The organism is Rouxiella aceris (assembly GCF_012933545.1).
GTDB classification, from domain to species: domain Bacteria; phylum Pseudomonadota; class Gammaproteobacteria; order Enterobacterales; family Enterobacteriaceae; genus Rouxiella; species Rouxiella aceris.
In genome coordinates this window covers 18,382-40,918 of sequence record NZ_JAADJU010000003.1, presented here as the reverse complement: position 1 = coordinate 40,918, position 22,537 = coordinate 18,382, and the positions used below count along the sequence as shown (strand labels likewise).

The window sequence follows — 22,537 nt, the reverse complement described above, 5'->3', positions numbered from 1 at the left end:
TCTTGCCGAAGGCTAACGCGACAGAATCTTGCCTGGCCGGTATTGTGATAAAATATCCTTGATGATCAATGGCTGTTGATGAGGCGCTATGAATACCCCGGTTACCCGCACCACCCGAGAAATGAAAAAGAGCAATGTGCTGCTGGTGGTCAATGCATTGAAGGCGCTCAATTCTGCTACCAAGGCGGATCTCGCGGCGCAAACCGGACTGAGTGTCGCCACCTGCGGCACCGTGTTGAATAATCTCTGCCTGACCGGCGAGGTGCTGTCCCTGGCGCTGGATGCCTCGAGCGGTGGCCGGCCGGCCCAGCGTTATGCCTGTAACCCGGATTTCTTCTCGGTGCTCAGCCTGTATGTTGAAGGTAACAACAGCGCTTGTCGAATGTCTGCCCTGATCTCTTCCGCCACCGGTGACGTACTGCAACAGCTCGATACCGTCCACCCGTCGCTCTCGCTGGAACACTTTTTCAGCTATATCAGCGATATCCTGACCCGATATCCTAATCTGCAGGCGATGGGTATTGGTCTGCCCGGAGTTATCGTCAATGGCGTGGTCGCTTCCTGTGATATTTCACTGTTTAATGATCTGCCGCTGGTGCCAATGCTGCAGGAAAAATTTGGCGTGTTTGTTCAGGTAGGTAATGACATGAACTACACTGCCTATGGTTTTTACCGCAGCAACTGCCCGCAAGAGACCGCTCCGGTAGCCTACTTGTTACAACCGGAAGGCGAGTGCACCGGTTGCGGTATGGTGATCAATGGTCGCGTATTACAGGGGGCCAGCCATTTTGCCGGTGAGGTATCACATATCCCCCTGACGCCTGCGGCTGACGAACAGATCGCCGAGCGGCTGGGTAAAATTGTCGTCACGCTGGTGGCGGTGATTAACCCGGTGATGGTGGCATTGTCCGGGCCACAGATTCAGGCGCAAGACTTGGTCGCTATCCGCCGCTACTGTCAAAATCATCTCCCCGCGCAGCACCTGCCTACCCTTATTTACCGCCCCTCCATTGAGCAGGATTATTTGCAGGGCATCGCTGAACTGACGCTTGAAAGCTATAACTTCCATCTCGCCTTTGAACGCTGATCGCCGTTTTTTTTCTGCCTGCTGATACTTGACTTCATTTCCGTCCACTCTGTATAGTCACCACTTATGATAAGTCTTTTAATAAGTGATTTCACTACCACCGGGATCACTATGTGGCGACGGGAATTCTGTTTATGTTACTGAGCATGACCACTGATTTGAGCGACTCCAAAGGCAAGCGTGTTGCCACTCGGGCGATTTTCTTCGTCACCGGCCTGGCAATGGGGCTTTGGGCGGCGCTGGTCCCTTACGCACAACTGCGCACTGCGGCAGCGGCGGGCGATCTGGGGCTGTTGCTGCTTTGTCTGGGCAGCGGCTCACTGCTGGCGATGCTCGGCTCCGGCCGTCTGATCGGCCATTTCGGTTGCCGGGCGATTATCCTGTTTGCCGTGTCGCTGTTCTGTTTGCTGTTTCCGGCGCTGGCAACGGTCAGTGATATTCACTGGCTGGCTGTATCGCTGTTTCTGTTTGGCATGGGGATAGGGCTGGCCGACGTGGCGATGAACGTACAGGGATCGCTTATCGAACAAGTGTCAGCCAGACCGTTGATGTCCGGTTTTCATTCGCTTTACAGCGTAGGCGGCATCGCCGGGGCGGGCGGCGGTTCGCTGCTGCTCGGCAGCGGATTATCACCGCTGGCCAGCACTTTTTCGGCCATCGCCCTGATGCTGATCATTACCGGTTTATCTTGCAAGCAACTGCTGCCATTTGGCAATCATAATGCTGACCAGGCCAAACCTGCTACTCAAGCACGCCCTAACTTTCGTCTGATGCTGATGGCCGCAATGGCAATGATCTGCTTTATGGCCGAAGGCGCGGTGCTGGACTGGGGCGGTGTTTTTCTCACGCAGGATCGCGGTCTGGCAGTGGAACACGCCGGATGGGGCTTCGCGCTGTTTGCCGTCACCATGTCATTGATGCGCCTTACCGGAGATGCGGTAGTCAGCGTGCTCGGCCGCCAGCGCGTGCTGATAGTTGGCAGTATTTTCGGCATCATGGGGTATCTGCTGGTGGTGATACTCCCTGGCTGGCACCTCTCATTGCTCGGCTTTGCCCTGGTTGGCGCGGGGGCGGCCAATATCGTTCCGGTACTGATCACCCTCGCCGGCCAGGAGAAGGTCATGCCCGTCAATATGTCGGTCGCGATAGTGGCAACGCTCGGCTATCTCGGGGTGCTCGGCGGGCCGGCGATCATCGGGTATATCGCCCATCTTTCCAGTCTGGCAGTCGCTTTTTCTACGGTTGCCATCCTGTTTCTGATCATCACGTTAGGTGCTTTCAAGCTGAAATATTAACCATTAAAACTGAGTGGCATATTGCCAGCCGGCGCTTTGGTGCCGGTTTTTTTTCACGCTTACAACTTTCACACTGTCCCTTTTAAGGAGTTCCGATGACCGTAAAACTTATTGCCGTGGATATGGATGGCACCTTTCTTGACACCCAGGGCGACTATAATCGTGCGCGCTTTGCCAGCCAGTACGCCGAATTACAGCGTCGCGGCATTAAGTTCGTGGTCGCCAGTGGCAATCAGTACTACCAGTTAAAAACCTTTTTTGATGCGATTGACCCGGACATCGCCTATGTGGCAGAAAACGGCGCTTATGTGGTGGATAAACAGCAGGAAATTTATTGTGCCCACATGCCCGCCGCGCAGACAGCTCAGGTGCTGGCGTTTATCAGCGGCATTAATGATATCGAAATTACGCTATGCGGCAAAAATGGTGCGTATATGCTCGAAAAATTGGGTGACAGCTTCTTTAACAAGATGAAACGTTACTATTTCCGTCTGGCGCGCGTGACAAGTTATGCCGATATTAGCGAGCCTATTTTCAAATTTGCGATAGAAGTACCCCATGAAAAACTGGCAGGGTTAATGACACAGGTGGAAGATCATCTGGGCGGGATTGTAAAGCCGGTATCCAGCGGCCATGGCTCGGTGGATCTGGTGATCCCGGGTAACCACAAAGCCAACGGCTTAAAGAAAATTCAGCAGTTATACGGTATTGAGGACCATCAGGTGCTGGCGTTCGGCGATGGCGGCAATGATCTCGAAATGCTGCAACAGGCCGGGTTCGGTTTTGCCATGCAAAATGCCCAACCGAAGGTACTGGCAAGCGCCCGTTACCGCGCGGGCCTGCATCATCAGGAAGGCGTATTACAGGTTATTGACGATTGCCTGGCCGGACGTGCGCCGTTCGAGAAACCTTAACCGTACCTGACCTCGCTGCTGATTACCGATATCCGCGACGAAAAAAGTGCCCAAGGGCAAGGCTTGACAAAAGGCGGTAACTGGCCGCAGGGGAAATACTTATTCAGCTTTTCGGCCCGCTGAGCTGCTGGACGCGAGCTATCGCTTCGCGCATCTGCTGATAGTTGACGTCAAACGGCATATTGGCCATATCTGCTGCGTTAAGGCTGTGCTCGATAATCTGCTGCAGTTCGGCTTCGTTCAGTGTTGGGGCAAACTCATCAATATGTGTCGGGATGGCGCTGGCGCGCGCCAACGCTATCGCCGCCAGCAGTTCGTCATCGCTGCGCTGTTCCAGTGCCAATAAACAAAGGTTGCCAAATCCCACCAGCAAACCGTGGGCGATATGGCGAGTTTTATCACAGGCGGTAAATCCCTCATACAGCGCATGGGCGGCGGCGGTATGTGCGCCGTTGCTCATAATCGAGGTCAGCCCGGCATAGAGGAAAATGGCATCTAATACCTGCTCCAGCGCGCGGTTTGCCTGGCGCTGTTGTACCGCCAGACAGGCGTCGGCGGCAAAATGTTTAATCAATGTATAACAGAGTTCGCTGTTGGTGCGCGCCACGCCGGAAAGTCCCGACAGATTGTCCAGATCGGCGATGGCGCGATATTCATACCATTTGGCCAATGTATCGCCGACCCCGGCGGCCAGCCAGGACAACGGGGCATTAACCAGCAGATCGGCATCGATCACCGCCGCTGCCGGACCGTTGGCCAGTGGCAGCATATCGCGAAACTGGCCGTTGGCATGATAGCGAAACGCCAGCGGCGTCACCGCGGCACAGGTGGCCGCCACGCTCGGTAAGGTCACTACCGGAATATTGCACATGACTGCGGCGATTTTGGCCGTATCCAGCGCTCGCCCGCCACCGGTGGCAATCACCACCTCGACTCCCTGCCGCGTCAAACGTTCGGCCAACTGCGCGATCTGCTGCTGGCAACACTCACCGCTGAGCGTATCGGCACCCAGATAGCTGACCATTTGTTGATCGAGCTGGTCAGCCACCTGCGGCTCCACGCTGGCAATCGCCCGTGCACCGCCCACCAATAGCGCCCGCTGTCCCAGACGCCCGCACATGGCACCGAGATGTTTGATCGCGCCACGACCGCGCAATACGCTGGCAGGAAAAACCAATCGCTGAGTAAACATACTGATCCTTGAGAGGAAGAACCTTGCCATCAGTATGGAAGAGGAAACAGAAGTTTGCTGCGAAAAGGCCAAGGCGAGCACCGGGGAACTCTGGTCCCCCGGCGTGGATGGCTATTTTTACGGTTTCATCTGCAGGCTGCCTTTGCGTCCGTAACACCACCAGGTGATCAGCGCACACACAATATAAAACAGCAGGAAGACTTTCATCGCCCCTTCCGGCGAACCGGTTAACGCCAGCGACATGCCAAACGCCCGGGGAATAAAGAAACCGCCAATCGCGCCAATCGAGGAAATAAAACCGAGCGCGGCGGCGGTATCGGTTACCGCCTCACGCTGCGCGCTTTCCACCGTAGCCCCTTGTGCCAGCGCCTTTTCAGCGGTTAACTGGCGAAAGATCAACGCAATCATTTGATAGGTTGAACCGCTGCCCAGCCCTGCCGTCAAAAACAGCAGCATAAACAGGGTGAAAAAGGCGATAAAATTGCCGCCCTGCCCGTTCACCGGCAATGTCAGGAACAGCAAGGCGGCAAATACTGCCATCAGCATATAGTTGACCAGGGTCACTCTGACGCCGCCGAGTTTATCAGAGAGTATCCCGCCAAAAGATCGCGCCAGCGCGCCGATAAACGGCCCGAAGAAGGCGTAATGCATAAACTCCACCTGTGGAAACTGGGTTTTGGTCAGCATGGCAAATCCGGCGGAAAAACCGATAAACGAACCGAAAGCCGCCAGATAAAGCACACTCATCACCCATAGATGCCCGCGCTTTAGCACCGGCAGTTGTTGGCGGATTGACGCTTTGGACGAGGCAATATCATTCATGCCAAACCAGGCAGCCAGCGCGGTGACCAGCAGAAATGGCACCCAGATCCAGGCTGCATTTTCCAGCCAGAAAGTCCGGCCTGCCGCTCCCGGCACAAACAGCCCGAAAATGGCCACCGAGACCACCAGCGGCGCAACCAGCTGCATCACGCTGACACCAAGATTTCCCAGTCCACCGTTAATCCCCAGTGCACCACCCTGTTGTGCTCGGGGGAAAAAGAAGCTGATATTGGCCATACTGGAGGCAAAGTTGGCGCCACCAAAACCACACAGCAGGGCGATGATCAGAAAGGTATGGTAGGAGGTTGCGGTATCCTGCACTGCAAAGCCCAGCCACAGACAGGGCAACAACAGAAAAAGGGTACTGATTGCCGTCCAGCGGCGACCGCCAAACAGCGGGATCATAAACGAGTACGGCACCCGCAAAATGGCGCCGGACACCGAAGGGATAGCGGTCATCATAAACAGCTGTTCGGTGGTGAAATTAAAACCCATTTTATTGAGGTTTACCGCGACGGTGCTAAATAACATCCACACGCAAAAACCCAATAATAAACAAGGCACCGAGATCCATAAATTTCGACGTGCTATTTTTTGCCCCTGGGTATTCCAGAATGCCGGATCTTCTGGTCTCCAGTCTTGTAATACCTTCGGGTTTTTCGCCTGGCGAACTGATGTATTTTCCGTCACGTTGACCTCAAACTCATAAAGTAAAAGTATAATTGACATGCACCTTATGGAGAGGACACTGCGTACATCTTGATATGCATCAACGTCATTGTGGGTAATTTTACCCCCCCTAAAGCCACACTCTCCCTAGGGAGTAGTTGCCGGGATGAAATAAAAAGCAGAGTATTCAGAATATTAATATGAAAATTTTCCCGCGATGATTTCCTTCGCCGCGACTGTGACTATTAAGGGTTACTACTTTGTAGGTATAGGGTTCCACCCCAAGATGATAAAAAATGCGCCTAGCAGCCAACTGCGGACGGAGACTATGATTAATTCTGCCCTTAACCGACTTTCACTGGTAAAACAAATCACCCTGCTGATGCTCCTTTTAGGATCACTCGGCATTGTGGGCATGAGCATTGCTTCCTGGATGGCGCAAAGTATTCAGGGCAACGCCCATGCCATCAACAAAGCCGGTTCACTGCGCATGCAGAGCTACCGTTTACTGGCATCCCTGCCGTTGACTGCCCAGCAAGATACTCTGCTGCGGCAAATTGAAGCTGACCAGAACAGCGCTGAGTTGTCCAAGGCCATCAACCAGGAAGGCTTGCAAGCGCAATATGCCGAGATGCAGGCGTTTTGGCAGCACTCGCTAAAACCGCAATTGCAACAGGCACAGCAGCCACAACAGGCGAAAACGGCAGTGGTGGAGTTTGTCCGTCAACTGGATGACCTGGTCGCCGCCCTCGATCATAAAACCGAATATCATCTGGCACTGATCGCCAGCGTACAGGCTGCTTTCAGCGCATTGACCCTGCTGGTATTGGGTTTGACGATCTACTTTTTGCGTTTGCGCTTACATCGCCCCTGGCGTCGATTATTGGCGCAGGCCAAAGCCATTACTCACGGTGATTTTAGCCAGCGTTACCCGCGTGCGGTCAGCAAAAATCCACAGGCCAGCAATGAGATGGATGTGTTGGGGGAATCGTTAAACAGCATGTCGACGGCACTGGCAGAGATGATCGACAATCTGGCACAGCGCGTCGAAGAGAAAACCGCCAGCCTGCGGCAAAAAAATCAGGTATTGGACTTTCTGTATCGCGTTAGTCAGCGGTTGCATACCAACCAGTCGCTGGCACAAAAACTGCAACCGGTGCTGAATGAGTTGCAGAGCCTGACGCCGCTGCGGGCGATCCAAATGCGCCTGTATGAAAATAACAGTGCCGAATTTTTTCAGGCCATTGACAGTCAAAAACCGCTGAAAGAGCGACTGTTGCTGGGAGATGCCGCCCCCCTTGCCGCCAGTGATACCAGCGAATCCCTTAGCTGGAGTCTGCATGATGGCAGTGAAAATTGTGGCTTGTTGCTGGCGCAACTGCCGCAGGGAGAGAACCTGAGTGCCGATCATCAGCAGTTGATCAGTACCCTGCTGGAACAGCTGACCAGCGCACTGACCCTCGATCGTCAGACCGACAATCAGCAGCAATTGATGCTGATGGAAGAGCGCGCCACTATTGCCCGTGAATTGCATGACTCGCTGGCTCAGTCGCTCTCCTGCTTAAAGATCCAGGTGGCCTGCCTGCAAATGCAGGCCCCGCCGCAAAGTGAAGAAAGCCGTGAATTGATCCGGCAAATGCGCGAGGAGCTCAATACCGCCTATCGCCAGTTGCGTGAACTACTGACCACCTTTCGCCTCAAACTCACTACACCAGGACTGCACTCGGCACTGCAACATACCGTCGATGAGTTTTCTCAGCGCCTGGGATTCGCCATTAGTTTTGATTATCAGCTGCCGCCGCGTGCGGTCTCGGCCAGCCAGGGCGTGCATTTGCTGCATATTGCCCGCGAGGCGCTAAACAATATTTATAAGCATGCCGCTGCCAGCGAAGTGGCGCTCAGTCTGTATTGCGAAAATGACCAGATACAGATGGAGATCGTAGATAATGGCTGCGGCCTGCCGGCAGAAACCAGCCGTCAACATCACTATGGGTTGATCATTATGCAAGACCGTGCCAACAGCTTACAGGGGGAATGCCAGATCCTGGCCAGAGCCAGTGGTGGTACCCGGGTCAAGGTCCATTTTCACCCCAAACCCCTCCCCTTTACTTCTCAGGAGCAAGTATGAGTGATACGCCCTCGACCATTCTTTTGATTGACGACCATCCGATGCTACGCAACGGCGTTAAACAGCTGATTGCGCTGGATGCCAGCCTGCAGGTTATCGGCGAAGCCAGCAACGGCGAACAGGGCGTCGAGATGGCAACCCAGCTCGACCCGGATCTGATTTTACTGGATTTGAATATGCCGGGGATGAATGGTCTCGATACGCTGGACAAAATGCGCCAGACGGCGTTGTCGGGGCGCATTATCGTGTTTAGCGTTTCCAATAATGAAGATGACGTGGTGACCGCCCTGAAGCGCGGTGCCGATGGCTACCTGCTCAAAGATATGGAGCCGGAAGATCTGCTGGTTTCTCTGCGCCAGGCAGCGGCGGGCAAAATGGTACTGAGTGAAGCCCTGACGCCGATACTGGCAGCCAGCCTGCGCGAAAACCGTCCCGGCAATGACCGCGATATTCAGTCATTGACTCCTCGCGAGCGCGATATTATCAAACTGATTGCGGAAGGACTGCCGAACAAGATGATTGCCCGCCGCCTGAATATCACTGAAAGTACCGTCAAAGTACACGTCAAACATTTGCTGAAAAAAATGCGCTTAAAATCCCGCGTTGAAGCCGCGGTATGGGTGCTGCAAAGTAACCACCTTTAACCCTGCGGGTGGCTAAAATCGTAGCCCTGAGGGGCAAGCACGGCACTTAACGGCGGCGTAACATTCAGGGTGATCCAGTTCGAGGTCACATGCTGCTGTTTGCTGTCGACGGCGGTCACCGACAAACGATAACTGTTGCTGGCCCCGGGGGTACTGTCCCACGGCGGTACAATCACCGACCAGCCGTTAGGGTCGCTGTTATTTTTGGCCGCCGTCAGGCTCAGTGCCTGAGTATCCCCCTGCCAGCTTAATGCCTGAATTTTATTTAGCGCGCGGATATCCAACTTGAGCGGCAGACTCTCCCCGGGTTGCAGCCGCCACGGCGGCGTGGCCAGAAATACCAACAGGGTTTTACGCTGCCGGAACGCCAGTACCGGAATATTATTACGATCGACGGCATCCAGGCGGCTGCCGCGCAGGGAATGCGCATCGGCCACATAGTCGGGTGAGAGCTGTTGGCTCAGGGGAACGCCCAGTTTATAGGTCAGTGACAGCTGTAACAGATCCTGATTATCACCGCTCTGCCCCTGCTGACGTTCGGCACTGAGGGTAAAAAGCGGCACCGGCGTATAGTTGACACCCAGGGAGAGCGCCGAGGGATTACTCTGATAGTTGCCATCACCAAACAGATCGACACGGTCACCGCGATACTGTTCATAGCTTAGCGTGGCCCCCAACTGTCGATAGAAAGGCAAATAGGCCCGGGTACGGATATCATAACCGGCAGCTTGACGTTGCATCATGGCAGCGCCCGGCGATTGCGGCCTGAACCCCGATAACGGCTGATAATAGTTGGCAGAAAAATGCAGATAATCGGTCCAGGCCTCGGCACCGAAACTGGCGCGACGCAGATCGCGATTAAAGTCATTATCCACAAAGGCGTTGTATCCCAGCAGCCAATTGCCGTGCGACCAACGTTGCCCGAGGCCAAAATTACCGATATCCGCCGCATCGCTATGTTCAATGCCAAACTGGCTGTAAGTCAGCCAGCTTTTTGAGCTATAAAGCGGACTCAGCAAGGCGGCAGAACTGCCACTAAAATTGCCGCCGCTGACATTGATATTCATGGTGGTGCTGCCCAGCGGTGAAAGCAGGCTGGTGGTGGTCTGCGTGACCAGTCGCGCCGCCTGCTGCAACGCCAGGGTTTCGGCCTGCACTCTTAAGGGATCGTCGCTACTGCTGCTGCTGTTTTCTCCAAACTGCTTGAGCGCCTTCGCCACCTGAGTAGCAAATGCGTCGGTCGGAGTCGGCTGCCCGCGCGTTAGCGAACTGCCCAGATCGGGTAAAGCGTTGGCGGCAGGTTGCGCGGACCCGAGGTTGAAGGGGGAGTTACTGGCGGAAGCCGGGGCGGCGTAATCGACTTCGGGGACAACCAACGCGCTGGCACTGTTGGTGAAAAATGTGCAGCTTAAGCCGCAGCCCACTGCGAGTGCCAGTGAACTTCTTTTTACCATTCTTATTTTAAAAAATTTTACCGAGACATCCGTCATAATTTTCACATTCAACCAGTAAGCAGCGATCTTAACGGACGGAGCCAAAAATTCAAGTCTCGCCGCCTTAATTGGCCTGTTGCTGCGTCATTTGCCTGACAAATCTGTTGCAATTTGTGTGGTTTTTGCTGGTGAGGAATGGCAGCCTCCGGCCTTGCGGTCACCCTCGTCAGCCCTAAGGGAAATAATCAATAACCCACTAATTTAAAATGGTTTTACAGCTAATTATTCCATATTTCGGCAGAGAGATAAGCTGGCAATAGACACTTGAAAAAGGCGCGAAAACGCCTCCAATACATCTACATAACAAAAATATACATTCCATTTACATTAAAAAGCATTCTATCCTTGTTAAGTCATATTGCAGGATGACGCCACCCAATGGGGTTGCGGCCTGGTGACAATCCAGAACCCAGCAAGCAGTACATAACAGGGGAACATTGATGAGCAAAAAAACCTTGCCAGGCGTGACGCGTCGGCAAATTCTCTCATTTTCAGCCGCCTCGGCGGTGCTCGGTGCGGCAAAAGCCGCCAACGCCGTCAGTCTGAAAGGCACCCCGGTCTGGAGCCCTTTCGATAACAGTCCGCCACCACAGATTGACAGTGATGGCTGGGTATTTTTTAACGATGCGGAAGCCGCCACCGTGGAAGCCATTGTTGACCGGCTGGTACCCGCCGATAACCTGAGCATCGGGGGTAAAGAGGCGGGCTGTGCAGTATTTATCGACCGTCAACTGGCCGGTTTTTATGGCACTTTCGAACGTTTATATATGCAAGGCCCCTTCCAGCCGGGAACCCCGGAACAGGGCGATCAGTCACCGTTGGTTCCACAGCAGCGTTATCGTCTCGGTCTGGCGGCGCTGGAAGAGTACAGTCAATCCACCTACAAGAAATCCTTTAAAGATCTCGCCGGCGAACAGCAGGACGAGGTGCTCAGCGGCCTGGAAAACGGCAAAATCGCGCTCGACCAGCCAAGGTTCAAACACCAAATCGACGGAAAACTGTTTTTCGCCATCGTGCTGAAAAACACCATGGAAGGTTTCTTTGCCGATCCCATCTACGGCGGCAACCGCAATATGGTCTCCTGGAAAATGCTTGGTTTCCCCGGTGCGCGCTATGACTACCGCGAATATATCGGTAAGCATAATCAGAAACTGGATTTGGAACCTTTAAGTATCTCCGGTGGAGATGCCTGGAAGATCGCGAAAAGCTAACGGCGGAAAAATTATTATGGCAAAGAAACTCCCTAAAACCGATGTGGTCGTGATTGGTCTCGGCTGGGCCGGATCAATTATTGCCCATGAACTGACCGAAGCCGGGCTGGACGTGGTGGCGATTGAACGCGGCCCGTGGCGCGATACGGCGCGTGATTTTAATGTTGCCACCATCACGGATGAACTGCGCTATAACAGCCGGGAAGAACTGATGCTGCGCAACCGGCAAAATACCATCACCATCCGCAATAACCCGTCGCAAACCGCGCTGCCGATGCGTGAGTGGGGCTCATTCCACCCTGGCAACGGTACCGGCGGCGCGGGTAACCACTGGGCGGGGATCACCTTCCGCTTTCAACCGCAAGAATTCCGCCTGCGCAGCTATCTGCTGGAAAAGTACGGGGCCAAAGAGATGCCCGCCGAATTGGTGCTGCAAGACTGGGGCACCGACTGGTCGGAAATGGAACCGCACTATGCCGCCTTTGAGCGTCTGGCCGGCGTATCGGGCAAAGCCTCCAACGTTAACGGCGAGCATCGCGAAGGTGGTAACCCGTTTGAAGGCATGCGCTCTATTGAATACCCCACCCGACCGATGGACCAACCCTATGGCCCGACCTTGTTCGCCGAAGCGGCGCGCAATATGGGCTACAAACCCTTTCCGGTGCCCTCTTCGCTGCTTTCCGAGGCCTATACCAATCCCCTCGGCGTCAAAATGGGTCCCTGTACCTTTTGCGGTTTTTGCACCAACTACGGCTGTGCCAACTATTCAAAAGCCAGCGCCATCACCACCGTGTTACCGGCATTGATCCGCAAAGATAATTTTGAAGCACGCACCAGTTGTGAAGTTATGAAAGTGGTGATGGATGCCAGCGGCAAAAAAGCCACCGGGGTGATCTATATCGACTCCTCCGGCGACGAGTGGGAACAACCTGCCGAGCTGGTGGTGGTCAGTGCCTATACCTTTGAAAACGTGCGCCTGATGCTGCTTTCCGGCATTGGCAAGCCTTACGATCCGGTGACCAATAGCGGCACGACCGGCCGCAACTACGCCTACCAGACCGCCAACGGCGTGCAGCTGTTTTTTGATGATAAAAACTTTAATCCCTTTATTGGGGCCGGGGCCATCGGAATGGGCATCGATGAGTTTAATAACGATAACTTTGACCACAGCGGGCTGGGCTTTTTTGGCGGCGGCAGTATTCGCGTCACGCCAATCGGAGCGGCACCAATTGGCTATCGTCCGGTGCCGCCGGGAACACCAAAATGGGGCAAAGAGTGGAAACAGGCGACGGTGAAAAACTATCTCAGCTCCATGTCCATTGGATGTGAAGCCAGCAGTTACACTATCCGCACCAACTATCTGTCTCTCGATCCGACCTATAAGGATCCATTGGGCCGTCCGTTGCTGCGCGTCACCTTCGACTTCCCACAGAATGATCTCAAGATGGCACAGTACTGTACCAATAAAGTGGGAGAAATCGCCAAGGCGATGAATCCGCGCCAGTATGTGCAAAACCCCACCAAAGGCCACTGGAACGGTACTCCTTACCAGTCCTCTCACGTTTGCGGCGGTTTTGTGATGGGTGCCGATCCTGCGACCAGTTCGGTGAATAAATATCTGCAGGTGTGGAATGTGCCAAACCTGTTTGTGGTGGGCGCTTCGGCATTCCCGCAAAATCCGGGCTACAACCCGACGGGCACCGTAGGGGCGCTGGCCTTTAAAGCTGCGGAAGCGATCCGCGATCGCTATCTGAAAAACCCCGGGGAGATGATGGTATGAAGACATTGGCATCTTTTTCACTCGGGTTGCTGGCATTGGGTGTCAGCGCGATGGCCCAGGCTGGCGGCAACGGCGATTATTCGCAGATCGAACGTGGACGCTATCTGGCGGTTGTGGGCGACTGTGCCGCCTGCCATACCTCCTCGCAGCCGGGCAGTCAGCCGCTTGCCGGCGGCGTGGCTATTGAAACGCCCTTTGGTCGGCTGGTAGGGGCCAATATCACTCCGGATGTGGTCACCGGTATTGGCAAATGGACCTTTGATGATTTTCAGCGGGCAATGTCGCAAGGCGTCGGTCACGACGGAGTACGGTTATATGGTGCCATGCCTTTTACCGCCTATACCAAAGTCAGCAAAGCGGATAATCAGGCGATTTGGGCCTATCTGCAGAGTGTGCAACCGGTTAATCATCCGGTGCAATCCAACCAACTGCCCTTCCCGTTTAATATCCGCACCAGCTTACTGGCCTGGAACTGGATCAACTTTAAGCAGGGTGAATTCAGACCGGATATGAAAAAATCCGCCGAATGGAATCGCGGCGCCTATATTGTTGCCGGTCTCGGCCACTGCGGCACCTGCCATACGCCAAAAAATATGCTTGGCGGCGACAAAGACGACAATTTTCTGCAAGGTTCGGTAGTGGAAAACTGGATGGCACCGGATATTACCAGCAATAGCCATACCGGCTTGGGTAGCTGGACGGCGGAAGATATCACCACCTATCTGAAAACCGGGGCCAATCGCTTTGATATAGCTTCCGGTCCGATGGCCGAGGAGGTACAAAACTCCTCACAGCACTGGACCGATGAAGATCTGCATGCCGTCGCGGTCTATCTCAAAGACAGCGGCCTCGACAGTGGCAACAAGGCCCCGGCCGCCATCAGCGCCAGCGACAACCGTATGAAAGCCGGTAAGGCGATTTACGCCGATCGCTGTTCTGCCTGCCATACACCAAACGGTGGCGGTCAACCCGGCTTGTTCCCACGACTGGCGGATTCGCCGCTGATCAACAGTGATAGCGCCACCTCGCTGATCCATGTGGTACTCGCTGGCAGTCGTCCGGTGGATACTCAGGCGGCACCAACGGCACCGGGTATGCCATCCTTTGATGCCAACCTCAGTGACGCCGATGTCGCCAACGTACTAACCTATATCCGCAACAGCTGGGGCAACTCGGCGGCGGCGGTAGCAGACAGCGATGTAAAAGCGCTGCGCACCGAACTGAAAAAGTAACAGGTAACATGAAAGCCCAGGACGCAGTTATGTGTCCTGGGTTTTGATAAAAAACTCGTATTCAGAAATAAGATATCCAGCCATAGCAGGCAAGCAAACCGGTGGTAATAATCAGCCATGATTTGGTTAATAATTTCATATTATTCCTTTAATCAAGATCCCTTTTATTCAACAACATCTGTCATGCCGCTTAACGGATAAGCTTATAGCCCTAAACTCGGATCGCAGCGCATACGATCCCAGCCGCGATAGTTTTTCACTTCGGGGATTTTATTGGGGATACCCTGGAAATTTTCGTAAAAGGCGAAAACCTTCCACGGTTTGTCTCCCTGAATTGAAACCCAGGAGAGATAATCTTTTCCCCAACGGCTACCTACATCTCTCGGAAACAAATGATGTTTTTCTCCGCTTGAGATATAGTCTATTCCGCTGCCCCCCGGCTCTAATCGAGGATCATCAAAAGGTTTCGAGCTCATATAAATATCACCCCATTTGGTCAGCATAAACCCCTGATCGTTAACCACGGTAAATGAAATAATATCTTCACGTATCGGATTGGTATCTTCACCCGCCACGATAACAAGACCGTTTTGCTTTTTGCGCCGTGGAATGCGTTTGCCATAAGGGTCTGCGCCACCACCCGGGGCAAAGCGCGCCCTATCCCAGGTGCGGCCATAGTCTTTTGAGATTAAAAATCCGGAACCTTCAAATTCCGTAATTGCCATATAGCGCTCAGAAGGATGAATATATTTTTTGGTAAATATCCGATAAAACTGACTGGTTATTTCGGTGTGTATCCCCATTTTAGTATCGGTATACCATAATGCCCCCTCACAACCAAAGCCGGTCAACTCCAGATAACGATGGTCATCAAAACGATAAACTACCTGCGTAGGTGGTTTTTTAGGTGGGGCCTGGCAGGAGGTCAGTAACCCGGCACCAATAATTAGCCATGATTTGGTTAATAATCTCATATTATTCCTTTAATCAAGATCCCTTTTATTCAACAACATCTGTCATGCAGCTTAACGGATAAGCTTATAGCCCTAAACTCGGATCGCAGCGCATACGATCCCAGCCGCGATAGTTTTTCACTTTGGGGATTTTATTGGGGATACCCTGGAAATTTTCGTAAAAGGCGAAAACCTTCCACGGTTTGTCTCCCTGAATTGACACCCAGGAGAGATAATCTTTTCCCCAACGGCTACCTACATCTCTCGGAAACAAATGATGTTTTTCTCCGCTTGAGATATAGTCTATTCCGCTGCCCCCCGGCTCTAACCGAGGGTCATCAAAAGGTTTCGAGCTCATATAAATATCACCCCATTTGGTTAGCATAAACCCCTGATCGTTAACCACGGTAAATGAAATAATATCTTCACGTATTGGATGGGTGTATTCACCCGCGGGGATCCAATAACCGTCTCGATCCTTACGACGCGGAATGCGTTTACCAAACCTATCTGCCCCGCCGCCCGGCGCAAAGCTCGCCCCCTCCCAGGTGCGGCCATAGTCTTTTGAGATCGAAAAACCTCCAGCACCATAGGAGGTAATAGCAATATAACGCTCAGAGGGATGAATATATTTTTTGGTAAATACCCGATAAAACTGACTATGTACCTGTGAACGAATATTCATTTTGTTATCGACATACCATAACTCCCCCTCACAGTAGAATCCTTTTAACTCCAGATAACGATGGTCATCAAAACGATAAACTACCTGCGTAGGCGGTTTTTTAGGTGAGGCCTGGCAGGAGGTCAGTAAACCTATACTAATAATCAGCAATAATATAGTTAATGCTTTCATTATTTTCCTTATTAAGGATTATTAATCGGCTTCGGGTTTTCCCATTGCAACACGTCTCTATATTCTTCCGCACCACTATCATCACGCTGTGATCTAATCACCTGTACCTGGCGTGCCCCGTAATCATTGACCACTCCATATTCTCCGACGGGCATACCGTTTTCTCGCTCGGGCTTATTCATAAATTGTTTTATTTTATCAAAATCCAAAATCCCTTCTTTATAATATTTTCTGACTTCCGGCAGCGGATTTTCCTCTCGTCGCCAGTCGGCCTGTAATAATAAGTAGTCCCAGAAGTCTTCAAATTCAAAAGAGTTACATTTGCCAATCGCCAAATCGTAAACCATGGATTTTTCAATGGCCTCACTACTTTTGACAATTGAGGAGTGCTGACTATAGGAAATATCGTTTTTAATCGCCATATCCAGTTCCGGCTCGGTCATTCGGCGATATATCAGTAACTCTTTTGGCGAATCGCGATAACCGATAACCGTTCCTTTTACTATCTCCCAGGGGTGTTCTTCCGCAAGCACCTGCAACTGCGATTCACTCAGGTTTTGGTTGGGCAGTAGATGATAAAACTCCGGGTGGTGAGGAACACCAATAAATTCGCCCACCAATTTTTCGGCCTTCATTGCCGCCTTGGCAATGCGCGGATCATTACCACTGAGTGCAGCCTTATAGCCCTTGCCTTCCCCTTGCAGGCTAAAGACAAAGGGTTCTGGCAACAGCGGGGCATTGATGGTGACATCCCGGTAGCGGTACTTGGTATCTTTAGAGTCATCCTCTTGGCAACTGGGCATTTCAAAATGAAATCCGGTTTTATCCCCGACGGTAACGCCGCGACAAAACACCCGCTGGCGCAGATTATCCCCCAGGGGGGCACGCAGTTTATCAGGGATACCGCGCCAGCCAAAGCCCTGCACGGGGGCAATGGAAACGACCTGATCGTTGGGACAAAAATAGTTATAAACCATGCCAAAGTTATTACGATTATAGGCGGGCTGGTCCCAACTGGCCTTGCGCGACAGGCAACCTATTCCCGTCAAATATTTAATATAGTCGCTGTCATGGGAAGCGGCAGCGGGCTGACAGCGTGGATTTTTTGCCATTAATTTGCAGAAATTGGCGAAGGTCTTTTGGCGGCCCTGGCTGCTTTGCTGATTCCCCGGCATGGTATTTTCCAACCAGCGATTTTCCAGGGAATACGGCGAATGATTGAGGATCACACAGTCGGCCGGCGCAAACCCTTCCGCGTGGACCCACATATTGGCCAGCATAGTCAGAATGGTGCCCTGACTATGCGCCACAATATTAATGGTGTCGTGCTGAGTATCCGGATTCTGACGAATATCCAGAATCAAATCTGCCAGCCGACGGGCGGCATAGGCCTGATAAATACGGTGCGGATTCTGGTAAATCGGATGGCTCCAGTCGCCGTGGTTCCAGAGTTCGCTGCGCGACTTCAATTTGGCTATCGCCGCCAGGATCAGCCCCCGGGTACCGGGACCAAACATATCGGGAATATTGGTGGTGGCATTGGCAAAGGTGCCGCCGTTTTTTGCCGCCATGGTGTCTAACCAGTTTCTTAAATTATCGATATTTTCGCCGTTATGGGTGCGGATCTTTCGCTGATCAAACTCGCGATAGGTATCATAGGGCAAATCCACATCCGGCATATTTTTAAGCAATTCATCGCGATAGCGTCGCTGATCCTGCTGCCAGGTGGCATGGTCTACCGGTTTATAGCCCCAGTAAAAGGGGATCACCGGCGAACGATTCACCCGGTTAATGCAGGTCTGCTCCTGCACGCTGCAGGTTTTTTTGCTAAAACCGCCCTGCGGATCCTCAATCATAAATTCCTGCGTTCTCCAGCTATGCGGTGCGAGATCGTTGCGCCCCAGCCGGGTGTTGAGGCCGCGACACAGAGCCTGGTCCTGATCCTGATAGGCCTCACCGACATCGTTGACGCCGTGGACCAGGATCACCATGCAGGGCAGCGGCGGTTTCACCGCGCAGTTTTTTATCAGACAGGCCCCGGAGGTCATGGGGCGACCAATATCCTTGACCGACAGATATTTTGGATTACGAATAGAATTTGTATTGTTATCACTCATCAGATCACTCCTTTGATCAACTCAATAGTGGCATTTTCCAGTTCATTTATTTCCAGCGATGAAGGGCCACCATCCATAGGGAACCAATACGTCACCCCGGCCTGCGCCTGCTGATAAATCAACTGCGATGATTTAAGCGCAATATGTACGGCGGCCAGTTGTTCGATAATATTGTCTTTAGGTAGTCATTTCCCTTCATGGGACAGACATAACCTAGCACAGGAAAATTGCGGATAAAACGATCAAGAAGAAAAAATATTCCAATATAATCAAATGGTTTAGTGGAATACTTTATTGATTTCACTATTGGATTTATGGCGTGAATGATAAAGAGAGATCAGCCGTCCAGCTCACTTAACGCCCACATTTTATGCCGGATCAACTGTTGTAGCGTCAAGGCAACCTGTGATTGTGGCTGTCCACGGCGGCTAAGCAAAATCACCTCAAAAGGTAACCGCTCAACCACCGGCACAATTTTTAACTGATGTAGGTAGCGCCTGGCGGTAAAGGTATCGACCACGCCCACGCCGCCACCGGCCAGCACCATATCGGCAATTACCGAGTAGGTTTTGATATGCAGCGAGGCGCGCGGGGTTAACCCCTGCTCGCGCAAGACGCGATTAAGCACCTGTCCCAGCGGATCTTGCTGTTGCAACATCAAGAGATTGTTATCACACAACCAGGAGAGGGAAACCGGTGCCTGTATCGGGCAGTCCAGCGGCAGCAGTGCCACCATATTGGCGCTGTACAGTGGTTCGGCAATCAGTTCGGCAGAAACCTGCTCGGCAAAGGCGAGGGCAAAATCCATTTTATACTGCAACAGATCCTGACTCAGCGTATTAAAATGTCCGGTCACCAATTCCACGGTACCGGCGGGGGTTTGGCGATGAAAATCCACCAGCACCGGGGCCATCACGCTGTGTCCCAGTGCATGGGCAGAACCGATCCTGACGTGCTGACCTTCCCCCTGGCGCAACTGCTCGGCCAAAAAGCCGATGGCCTGAATATGGCTGAACAGTGCCTCTACCTCGGGCATCAGCCGCCGACCTTCGGGGGTGATCACCAGCCCCTGCGGGGTGCGGTCAAACAGGTTAAAGCCTAACTGTTGTTCGGCATGGCTCAGCACCCGGCTGACGTTGGGCTGTGAGACGTTAAGCAAACGCGCTGCGCCGCTAACGCTGCCCGCCTGCAAAACCGCCTGAAAGACTTCAATATGGCGCAAACGCATACTTCCCTTCCCCCGCTGTTCTCTGCTTGCTGCACTCAGACTGCGAAGGTAACAAAAAGCTGGCGCGGTAGCTTGTGTTACTTTTGTGTCGACGCAAGATAAGAGAACGCGCTCAACAGGCTGATAATTGCCGCCACCGTAGCACTGCGATAACCGACAGTAATGGCGTCGATACGCTCTACCTCGGGGATCAGGCAGAACAGATCCGCCAGTACCGGTTTGGCAACCATCAGCTCAAGCTGATAAGGGCCGCTAAAACGGCGTTCTACCTGCAACGGCGCGGCTTTGACCGTAGCGGCAGCCTGCAGGCGAATTTTTTCCTGCGCCATAGGTGGACTAAGGGATTCCGCGGCATTGGCCGAAATCGCCCGCTTGACGCAGATATAATCGACCTCGGGATAATATTGCGCCACCCACTGCGCCAGTTGATCGTCGCCGCTGACCAACCATAACGGCACATTGCGTTCGGCACCGGCGGCGGCATAGAGATCGGTTTCGCCCATCACACTGCCATTTAGCTTGATACGATAAAATGCCCGGCCATTGATGGTATGGGCCAGCACGCCACGCTCTCCGGCAGCGCTGTGAAAGCCAATAAACATCATGCCGTCGTAGGCCTGCTGTTGCAGCCCTTCCACCATAGATAATCCGCGTGGTTTACCCTGTACCAGACGCGCACGGGGATCGATATTTGCCGTGCGCAGGTTTTGCATCATGGCATGGCTGTCGGCCACCACCACTTCCGTTGCCCCGCCATCAAACGCCCCGGCAATGGCAGCATTGACCTCTTGTTCCATCAGCGCGCGGGCAGTTTCGTACTCGCTATTGCCCGGAGTGCACTGCTCGGGACGCATCACACCGGCAATGCCTTCAATATCGGCAGAAATAAACACTTTCATGGTATATCTCTTAAATTGATTAAAAAATTAACGGCTGGCCAGTTTATCCAGTACGCCAGCCAGACCGAGGCGGTAATGCTGCTGAAAACCGACCACGGTTTCCGCCGCCAGCATGGCATCAACCACCGCCTGCTCTGTGGCATCGGCGGCCATCGCCAGCAAGGGTTCCAGTTGCTCATCGGCGAGCAGCGTCCCTTGATGGCAGGTGGAAAACGCCACGGCGATATCCCCCGAACCGTGCCCCCAATAACTGCCCAACCGCCCCAGCCCGGCCCCGGCACGGCGGGCAATGCGCGTCAGTTGGCGGCTATCGAGATAACCATCGCAGGCCATAATAATAATGATCGAACCGGCATCCACCTGCGGTGCCAGTTCCGGCAGTACGTCGGCGATCTCGGCACCAATACGTACCCCGTCCAGGGTCAGTTGCGTTAATACACCAAAATTGGCCAATACCAGCACACCAAGCTGCAGATCCAGCTCTGCATGCCGCCGCGACGCGCTGCCGATCCCGCCTTTGAGACCAAAACAGCTCATGCCACGCCCGGCGCCGACGCTGCCGCGGGCAAAGGTAGGGGCCGCCGTTGCCAGCGCAGTCAGCGCATGTTGCTCGCTGACTGCCATCGCCTGAATATCATTGAGATAGGCATCGTTGCACTCCAGCACCAGCGGATTGATGGTAGCGCCGCCCCGGCCAATCTGCGGAAAATCGATACAGCTCTGTCGCACCATGGCGTTAAACAGAGTGCCGACGGCAAAGGTATTGCTCAGCAGGATCGGCGATTGCAGCTCCCCCAACTCCATCAGCTGTATCAGCCCGATAGGCTTGGCAAAACCGTTTAACACGGCCGCACCGCAGGGCAAGGGATGGTGATAGAGATCCTCGCCCGGCGGCACAATGGCGGTAACGCCGGTTTGTATGGCACCACTGGCCAGCGTACTGTGACCGACGCGAATACCGGCAATATCCGCCAGGCTGTTGCTGACACCGGTAGGAAAACGCGGGGTAAAGATCTGTCGCTGCTGTTGCCAGCGGCTTAACAGGGCAGAGATGCCCTGGGCGCTAAAATCATCAGAATGCATGGTCACTCGGCATAGCTTATTTTTGCAATTTGGGATCGAGGGTATCGCGCAGTGCGTCCCCCAGCAGATTAAAGGCCAGCACGGTCAGAAAGATAGCCAGACCAGGAAACACGCTGACGTTCCATTTTCCGGCCATCATCATATTACGACTCATGGCTAAAATATTGCCCCATTCGGGGACATCCGGCTCCGGGCCGAGACCGATAAAACTCAGGCTGGCGGCGGTAAGAATGCTGGTGCCAATACGCATGGTAAAATAGACAATCACATTGGATAAAGTACCAGGCAAAATATGGCGTAGCAGCACTACGCGGTCAGGGGCACCGACACAGCGCACCGCTTCTATATAGGCACTCTGCTTGATCGATAACGTTGAGGCACGCACGATACGGGCAAATACCGGCACACTAAATACCGCCACGGCAATAATGACGTTATTTAACCCCGGTCCGAGGATTGCTACCACGGCAATGGCCAGCATCACCCCGGGAAAAGCAAACAGCACGTCGGAGCCACGCATAATCAGCATATCCAGCCATTTACCGTAGTAACCGGCCAGCAGCCCAAGCAACACGCCAAGCACCATTCCCAGGGTAACCGACAGCAGCCCGACATACAGCGAGATGCGCGCACCAAAGATAATACGACTCAGCACGTCACGGCCAAGATCGTCGGTGCCAAACCAGTGTTCGGCAGAAGGGCCGGCCCCCAGCGCCATCCAGTCAGGCACCTGGGGATCGTAAGGGGCGATCCACGGTGCCAAAACTGCCACCAGGATCAACAACAAAATAAACAGCGTGGAGACAATGGCTACCGGATGGCGAAAAAATGACTGCAAGAAATCCCGCCATGGTGAGCGGATATCCTCTGTGCTGGCGGTCACTTCGCTATGACCAATTTCGGGTAATGGGGTGACAGGATCGCGCATTATTGC

The 22,537-nt window shown here is 53.4% G+C and carries 18 protein-coding genes; 8 read left to right on the top strand and 10 right to left on the bottom strand.

Annotated features, from left to right (window positions below):
• The first annotated feature begins 88 nt into the window (after positions 1–88).
• The 3 genes from GW590_RS06185 (at position 89) to GW590_RS06175 (ending at position 3,296) form a co-directional block, all read left to right on the top strand.
• On the top strand, positions 89–1,087 hold the full coding sequence (locus GW590_RS06185; RefSeq protein WP_169402159.1) for an ROK family protein: 999 nt from the start codon (positions 89–91) through the stop codon (positions 1,085–1,087).
• 134 nt (positions 1,088–1,221) lie between these two features.
• Positions 1,222–2,382, top strand: coding sequence for an MFS transporter (locus GW590_RS06180; RefSeq protein WP_169402158.1), 1,161 nt, complete (start codon positions 1,222–1,224; stop codon positions 2,380–2,382).
• A 95-nt stretch (positions 2,383–2,477) separates the two neighbouring features.
• A complete protein-coding gene (locus GW590_RS06175; RefSeq protein ID WP_169402157.1) occupies positions 2,478–3,296 on the top strand; it encodes a Cof-type HAD-IIB family hydrolase in 819 nt (272 codons plus the stop codon).
• Positions 3,297–3,399: 103 nt separating this feature from the next.
• Here the strand turns inward: GW590_RS06175 and GW590_RS06170 are convergent, their stop codons facing one another.
• Together GW590_RS06170 and GW590_RS06165 are read right to left on the bottom strand one after the other, a co-directional pair.
• The gene (locus GW590_RS06170) at positions 3,400–4,488 is read right to left on the bottom strand and encodes an iron-containing alcohol dehydrogenase family protein (RefSeq protein ID WP_169402156.1); all 1,089 of its coding nucleotides are present in this window, start codon (positions 4,486–4,488) and stop codon (positions 3,400–3,402) included.
• 117 nt (positions 4,489–4,605) lie between these two features.
• Entirely contained in the window at positions 4,606–6,039 is a 1,434-nt protein-coding gene (locus GW590_RS06165; protein WP_169402155.1) for a NarK family nitrate/nitrite MFS transporter, read from the bottom strand.
• 268 nt (positions 6,040–6,307) lie between these two features.
• Here GW590_RS06165 and narX point away from each other — a divergent pair, with 268 nt between their 5' ends.
• Together narX and narL are read left to right on the top strand one after the other, a co-directional pair.
• Positions 6,308–8,107 carry a nitrate/nitrite two-component system sensor histidine kinase NarX gene (narX, locus tag GW590_RS06160; protein ID WP_169402154.1) on the top strand — a complete coding sequence of 600 codons (1,800 nt, stop codon included), beginning with the start codon at positions 6,308–6,310 and terminating at the stop codon, positions 8,105–8,107.
• On the top strand, positions 8,104–8,751 hold the full coding sequence (gene narL, locus GW590_RS06155; protein WP_169402153.1) for a two-component system response regulator NarL: 648 nt from the start codon (positions 8,104–8,106) through the stop codon (positions 8,749–8,751). Before narX ends, narL begins: the two co-directional genes overlap by 4 nt.
• On the opposite strand, the gene GW590_RS06150 is transcribed toward narL, so the two are convergent.
• The gene (locus GW590_RS06150) at positions 8,748–10,241 is read right to left on the bottom strand and encodes a YchO/YchP family invasin (protein WP_169402506.1); all 1,494 of its coding nucleotides are present in this window, start codon (positions 10,239–10,241) and stop codon (positions 8,748–8,750) included. The two genes, narL and GW590_RS06150, sit on opposite strands and share 4 nt — an antisense overlap.
• Positions 10,242–10,684: 443 nt before the next feature.
• Between GW590_RS06150 and GW590_RS06145 the strand changes: the two genes are divergently transcribed.
• Genes GW590_RS06145 through GW590_RS06135 form a run of 3 tightly spaced genes read left to right on the top strand, consistent with a single transcriptional unit; the run spans position 10,685 to position 14,467 of the window.
• A complete protein-coding gene (locus GW590_RS06145) occupies positions 10,685–11,455 on the top strand; it encodes a gluconate 2-dehydrogenase subunit 3 family protein (RefSeq protein WP_169402152.1) in 771 nt (256 codons plus the stop codon).
• Positions 11,456–11,471: 16 nt separating this feature from the next.
• Positions 11,472–13,235 (top strand): GMC family oxidoreductase, encoded by a 1,764-nt coding sequence (locus GW590_RS06140; RefSeq protein ID WP_169402151.1) that lies wholly within the window; start codon positions 11,472–11,474, stop codon positions 13,233–13,235.
• Positions 13,232–14,467 (top strand): c-type cytochrome, encoded by a 1,236-nt coding sequence (locus GW590_RS06135; RefSeq protein WP_169402150.1) that lies wholly within the window; start codon positions 13,232–13,234, stop codon positions 14,465–14,467. The genes GW590_RS06140 and GW590_RS06135 overlap by 4 nt, the downstream gene beginning before the upstream one ends.
• Positions 14,468–14,670: 203 nt before the next feature.
• Here GW590_RS06135 and GW590_RS06130 read toward each other — a convergent pair whose 3' ends face one another.
• The 7 genes from GW590_RS06130 to GW590_RS06100 form a co-directional block, all read right to left on the bottom strand.
• The gene (locus tag GW590_RS06130) at positions 14,671–15,441 is read right to left on the bottom strand and encodes a T6SS immunity protein Tli3 family protein (RefSeq protein ID WP_169402149.1); all 771 of its coding nucleotides are present in this window, start codon (positions 15,439–15,441) and stop codon (positions 14,671–14,673) included.
• Between the two features lie 64 nt (positions 15,442–15,505).
• Positions 15,506–16,276, bottom strand: a complete 771-nt coding sequence (locus GW590_RS06125) for a T6SS immunity protein Tli3 family protein (protein ID WP_169402148.1) — start codon at positions 16,274–16,276, stop codon at positions 15,506–15,508.
• Between the two features lie 11 nt (positions 16,277–16,287).
• A complete protein-coding gene (locus GW590_RS06120; RefSeq protein ID WP_169402147.1) occupies positions 16,288–18,393 on the bottom strand; it encodes a T6SS effector phospholipase Tle3 domain-containing protein in 2,106 nt (701 codons plus the stop codon).
• A 337-nt stretch (positions 18,394–18,730) separates the two neighbouring features.
• On the bottom strand, positions 18,731–19,621 hold the full coding sequence (locus GW590_RS06115; protein ID WP_169402146.1) for a LysR family transcriptional regulator: 891 nt from the start codon (positions 19,619–19,621) through the stop codon (positions 18,731–18,733).
• 77 nt (positions 19,622–19,698) lie between these two features.
• Positions 19,699–20,520 (bottom strand): M55 family metallopeptidase, encoded by an 822-nt coding sequence (locus GW590_RS06110; protein ID WP_169402145.1) that lies wholly within the window; start codon positions 20,518–20,520, stop codon positions 19,699–19,701.
• Between the two features lie 27 nt (positions 20,521–20,547).
• Positions 20,548–21,603 carry a P1 family peptidase gene (locus GW590_RS06105; protein WP_169402144.1) on the bottom strand — a complete coding sequence of 352 codons (1,056 nt, stop codon included), beginning with the start codon at positions 21,601–21,603 and terminating at the stop codon, positions 20,548–20,550.
• 16 nt (positions 21,604–21,619) lie between these two features.
• Entirely contained in the window at positions 21,620–22,531 is a 912-nt protein-coding gene (locus GW590_RS06100; RefSeq protein WP_169402143.1) for an ABC transporter permease subunit, read from the bottom strand.
• Positions 22,532–22,537: the final 6 nt, after the last annotated feature.

What these genes read in the sequence shown, in the direction of transcription:
- GW590_RS06185 (WP_169402159.1), top strand. Translation starts at nt 89, where the DNA reads ATGAATACCCCGGTTACCCGCACCACCCGAGAAATGAAAAAGAGCAAT.
- GW590_RS06180 (WP_169402158.1), top strand. Translation starts at nt 1,222, where the DNA reads ATGTTACTGAGCATGACCACTGATTTGAGCGACTCCAAAGGCAAGCGT.
- GW590_RS06175 (WP_169402157.1), top strand. Translation starts at nt 2,478, where the DNA reads ATGACCGTAAAACTTATTGCCGTGGATATGGATGGCACCTTTCTTGAC.
- GW590_RS06170 (WP_169402156.1), bottom strand. Translation starts at nt 4,488, where the DNA reads ATGTTTACTCAGCGATTGGTTTTTCCTGCCAGCGTATTGCGCGGTCGT.
- GW590_RS06165 (WP_169402155.1), bottom strand. Translation starts at nt 6,039, where the DNA reads ATGTCAATTATACTTTTACTTTATGAGTTTGAGGTCAACGTGACGGAA.
- narX (WP_169402154.1), top strand. Translation starts at nt 6,308, where the DNA reads ATGATTAATTCTGCCCTTAACCGACTTTCACTGGTAAAACAAATCACC.
- narL (WP_169402153.1), top strand. Translation starts at nt 8,104, where the DNA reads ATGAGTGATACGCCCTCGACCATTCTTTTGATTGACGACCATCCGATG.
- GW590_RS06150 (WP_169402506.1), bottom strand. Translation starts at nt 10,241, where the DNA reads ATGACGGATGTCTCGGTAAAATTTTTTAAAATAAGAATGGTAAAAAGA.
- GW590_RS06145 (WP_169402152.1), top strand. Translation starts at nt 10,685, where the DNA reads ATGAGCAAAAAAACCTTGCCAGGCGTGACGCGTCGGCAAATTCTCTCA.
- GW590_RS06140 (WP_169402151.1), top strand. Translation starts at nt 11,472, where the DNA reads ATGGCAAAGAAACTCCCTAAAACCGATGTGGTCGTGATTGGTCTCGGC.
- GW590_RS06135 (WP_169402150.1), top strand. Translation starts at nt 13,232, where the DNA reads ATGAAGACATTGGCATCTTTTTCACTCGGGTTGCTGGCATTGGGTGTC.
- GW590_RS06130 (WP_169402149.1), bottom strand. Translation starts at nt 15,441, where the DNA reads ATGAGATTATTAACCAAATCATGGCTAATTATTGGTGCCGGGTTACTG.
- GW590_RS06125 (WP_169402148.1), bottom strand. Translation starts at nt 16,276, where the DNA reads ATGAAAGCATTAACTATATTATTGCTGATTATTAGTATAGGTTTACTG.
- GW590_RS06120 (WP_169402147.1), bottom strand. Translation starts at nt 18,393, where the DNA reads ATGAGTGATAACAATACAAATTCTATTCGTAATCCAAAATATCTGTCG.
- GW590_RS06115 (WP_169402146.1), bottom strand. Translation starts at nt 19,621, where the DNA reads ATGCGTTTGCGCCATATTGAAGTCTTTCAGGCGGTTTTGCAGGCGGGC.
- GW590_RS06110 (WP_169402145.1), bottom strand. Translation starts at nt 20,520, where the DNA reads ATGAAAGTGTTTATTTCTGCCGATATTGAAGGCATTGCCGGTGTGATG.
- GW590_RS06105 (WP_169402144.1), bottom strand. Translation starts at nt 21,603, where the DNA reads ATGCATTCTGATGATTTTAGCGCCCAGGGCATCTCTGCCCTGTTAAGC.
- GW590_RS06100 (WP_169402143.1), bottom strand. Translation starts at nt 22,531, where the DNA reads ATGCGCGATCCTGTCACCCCATTACCCGAAATTGGTCATAGCGAAGTG.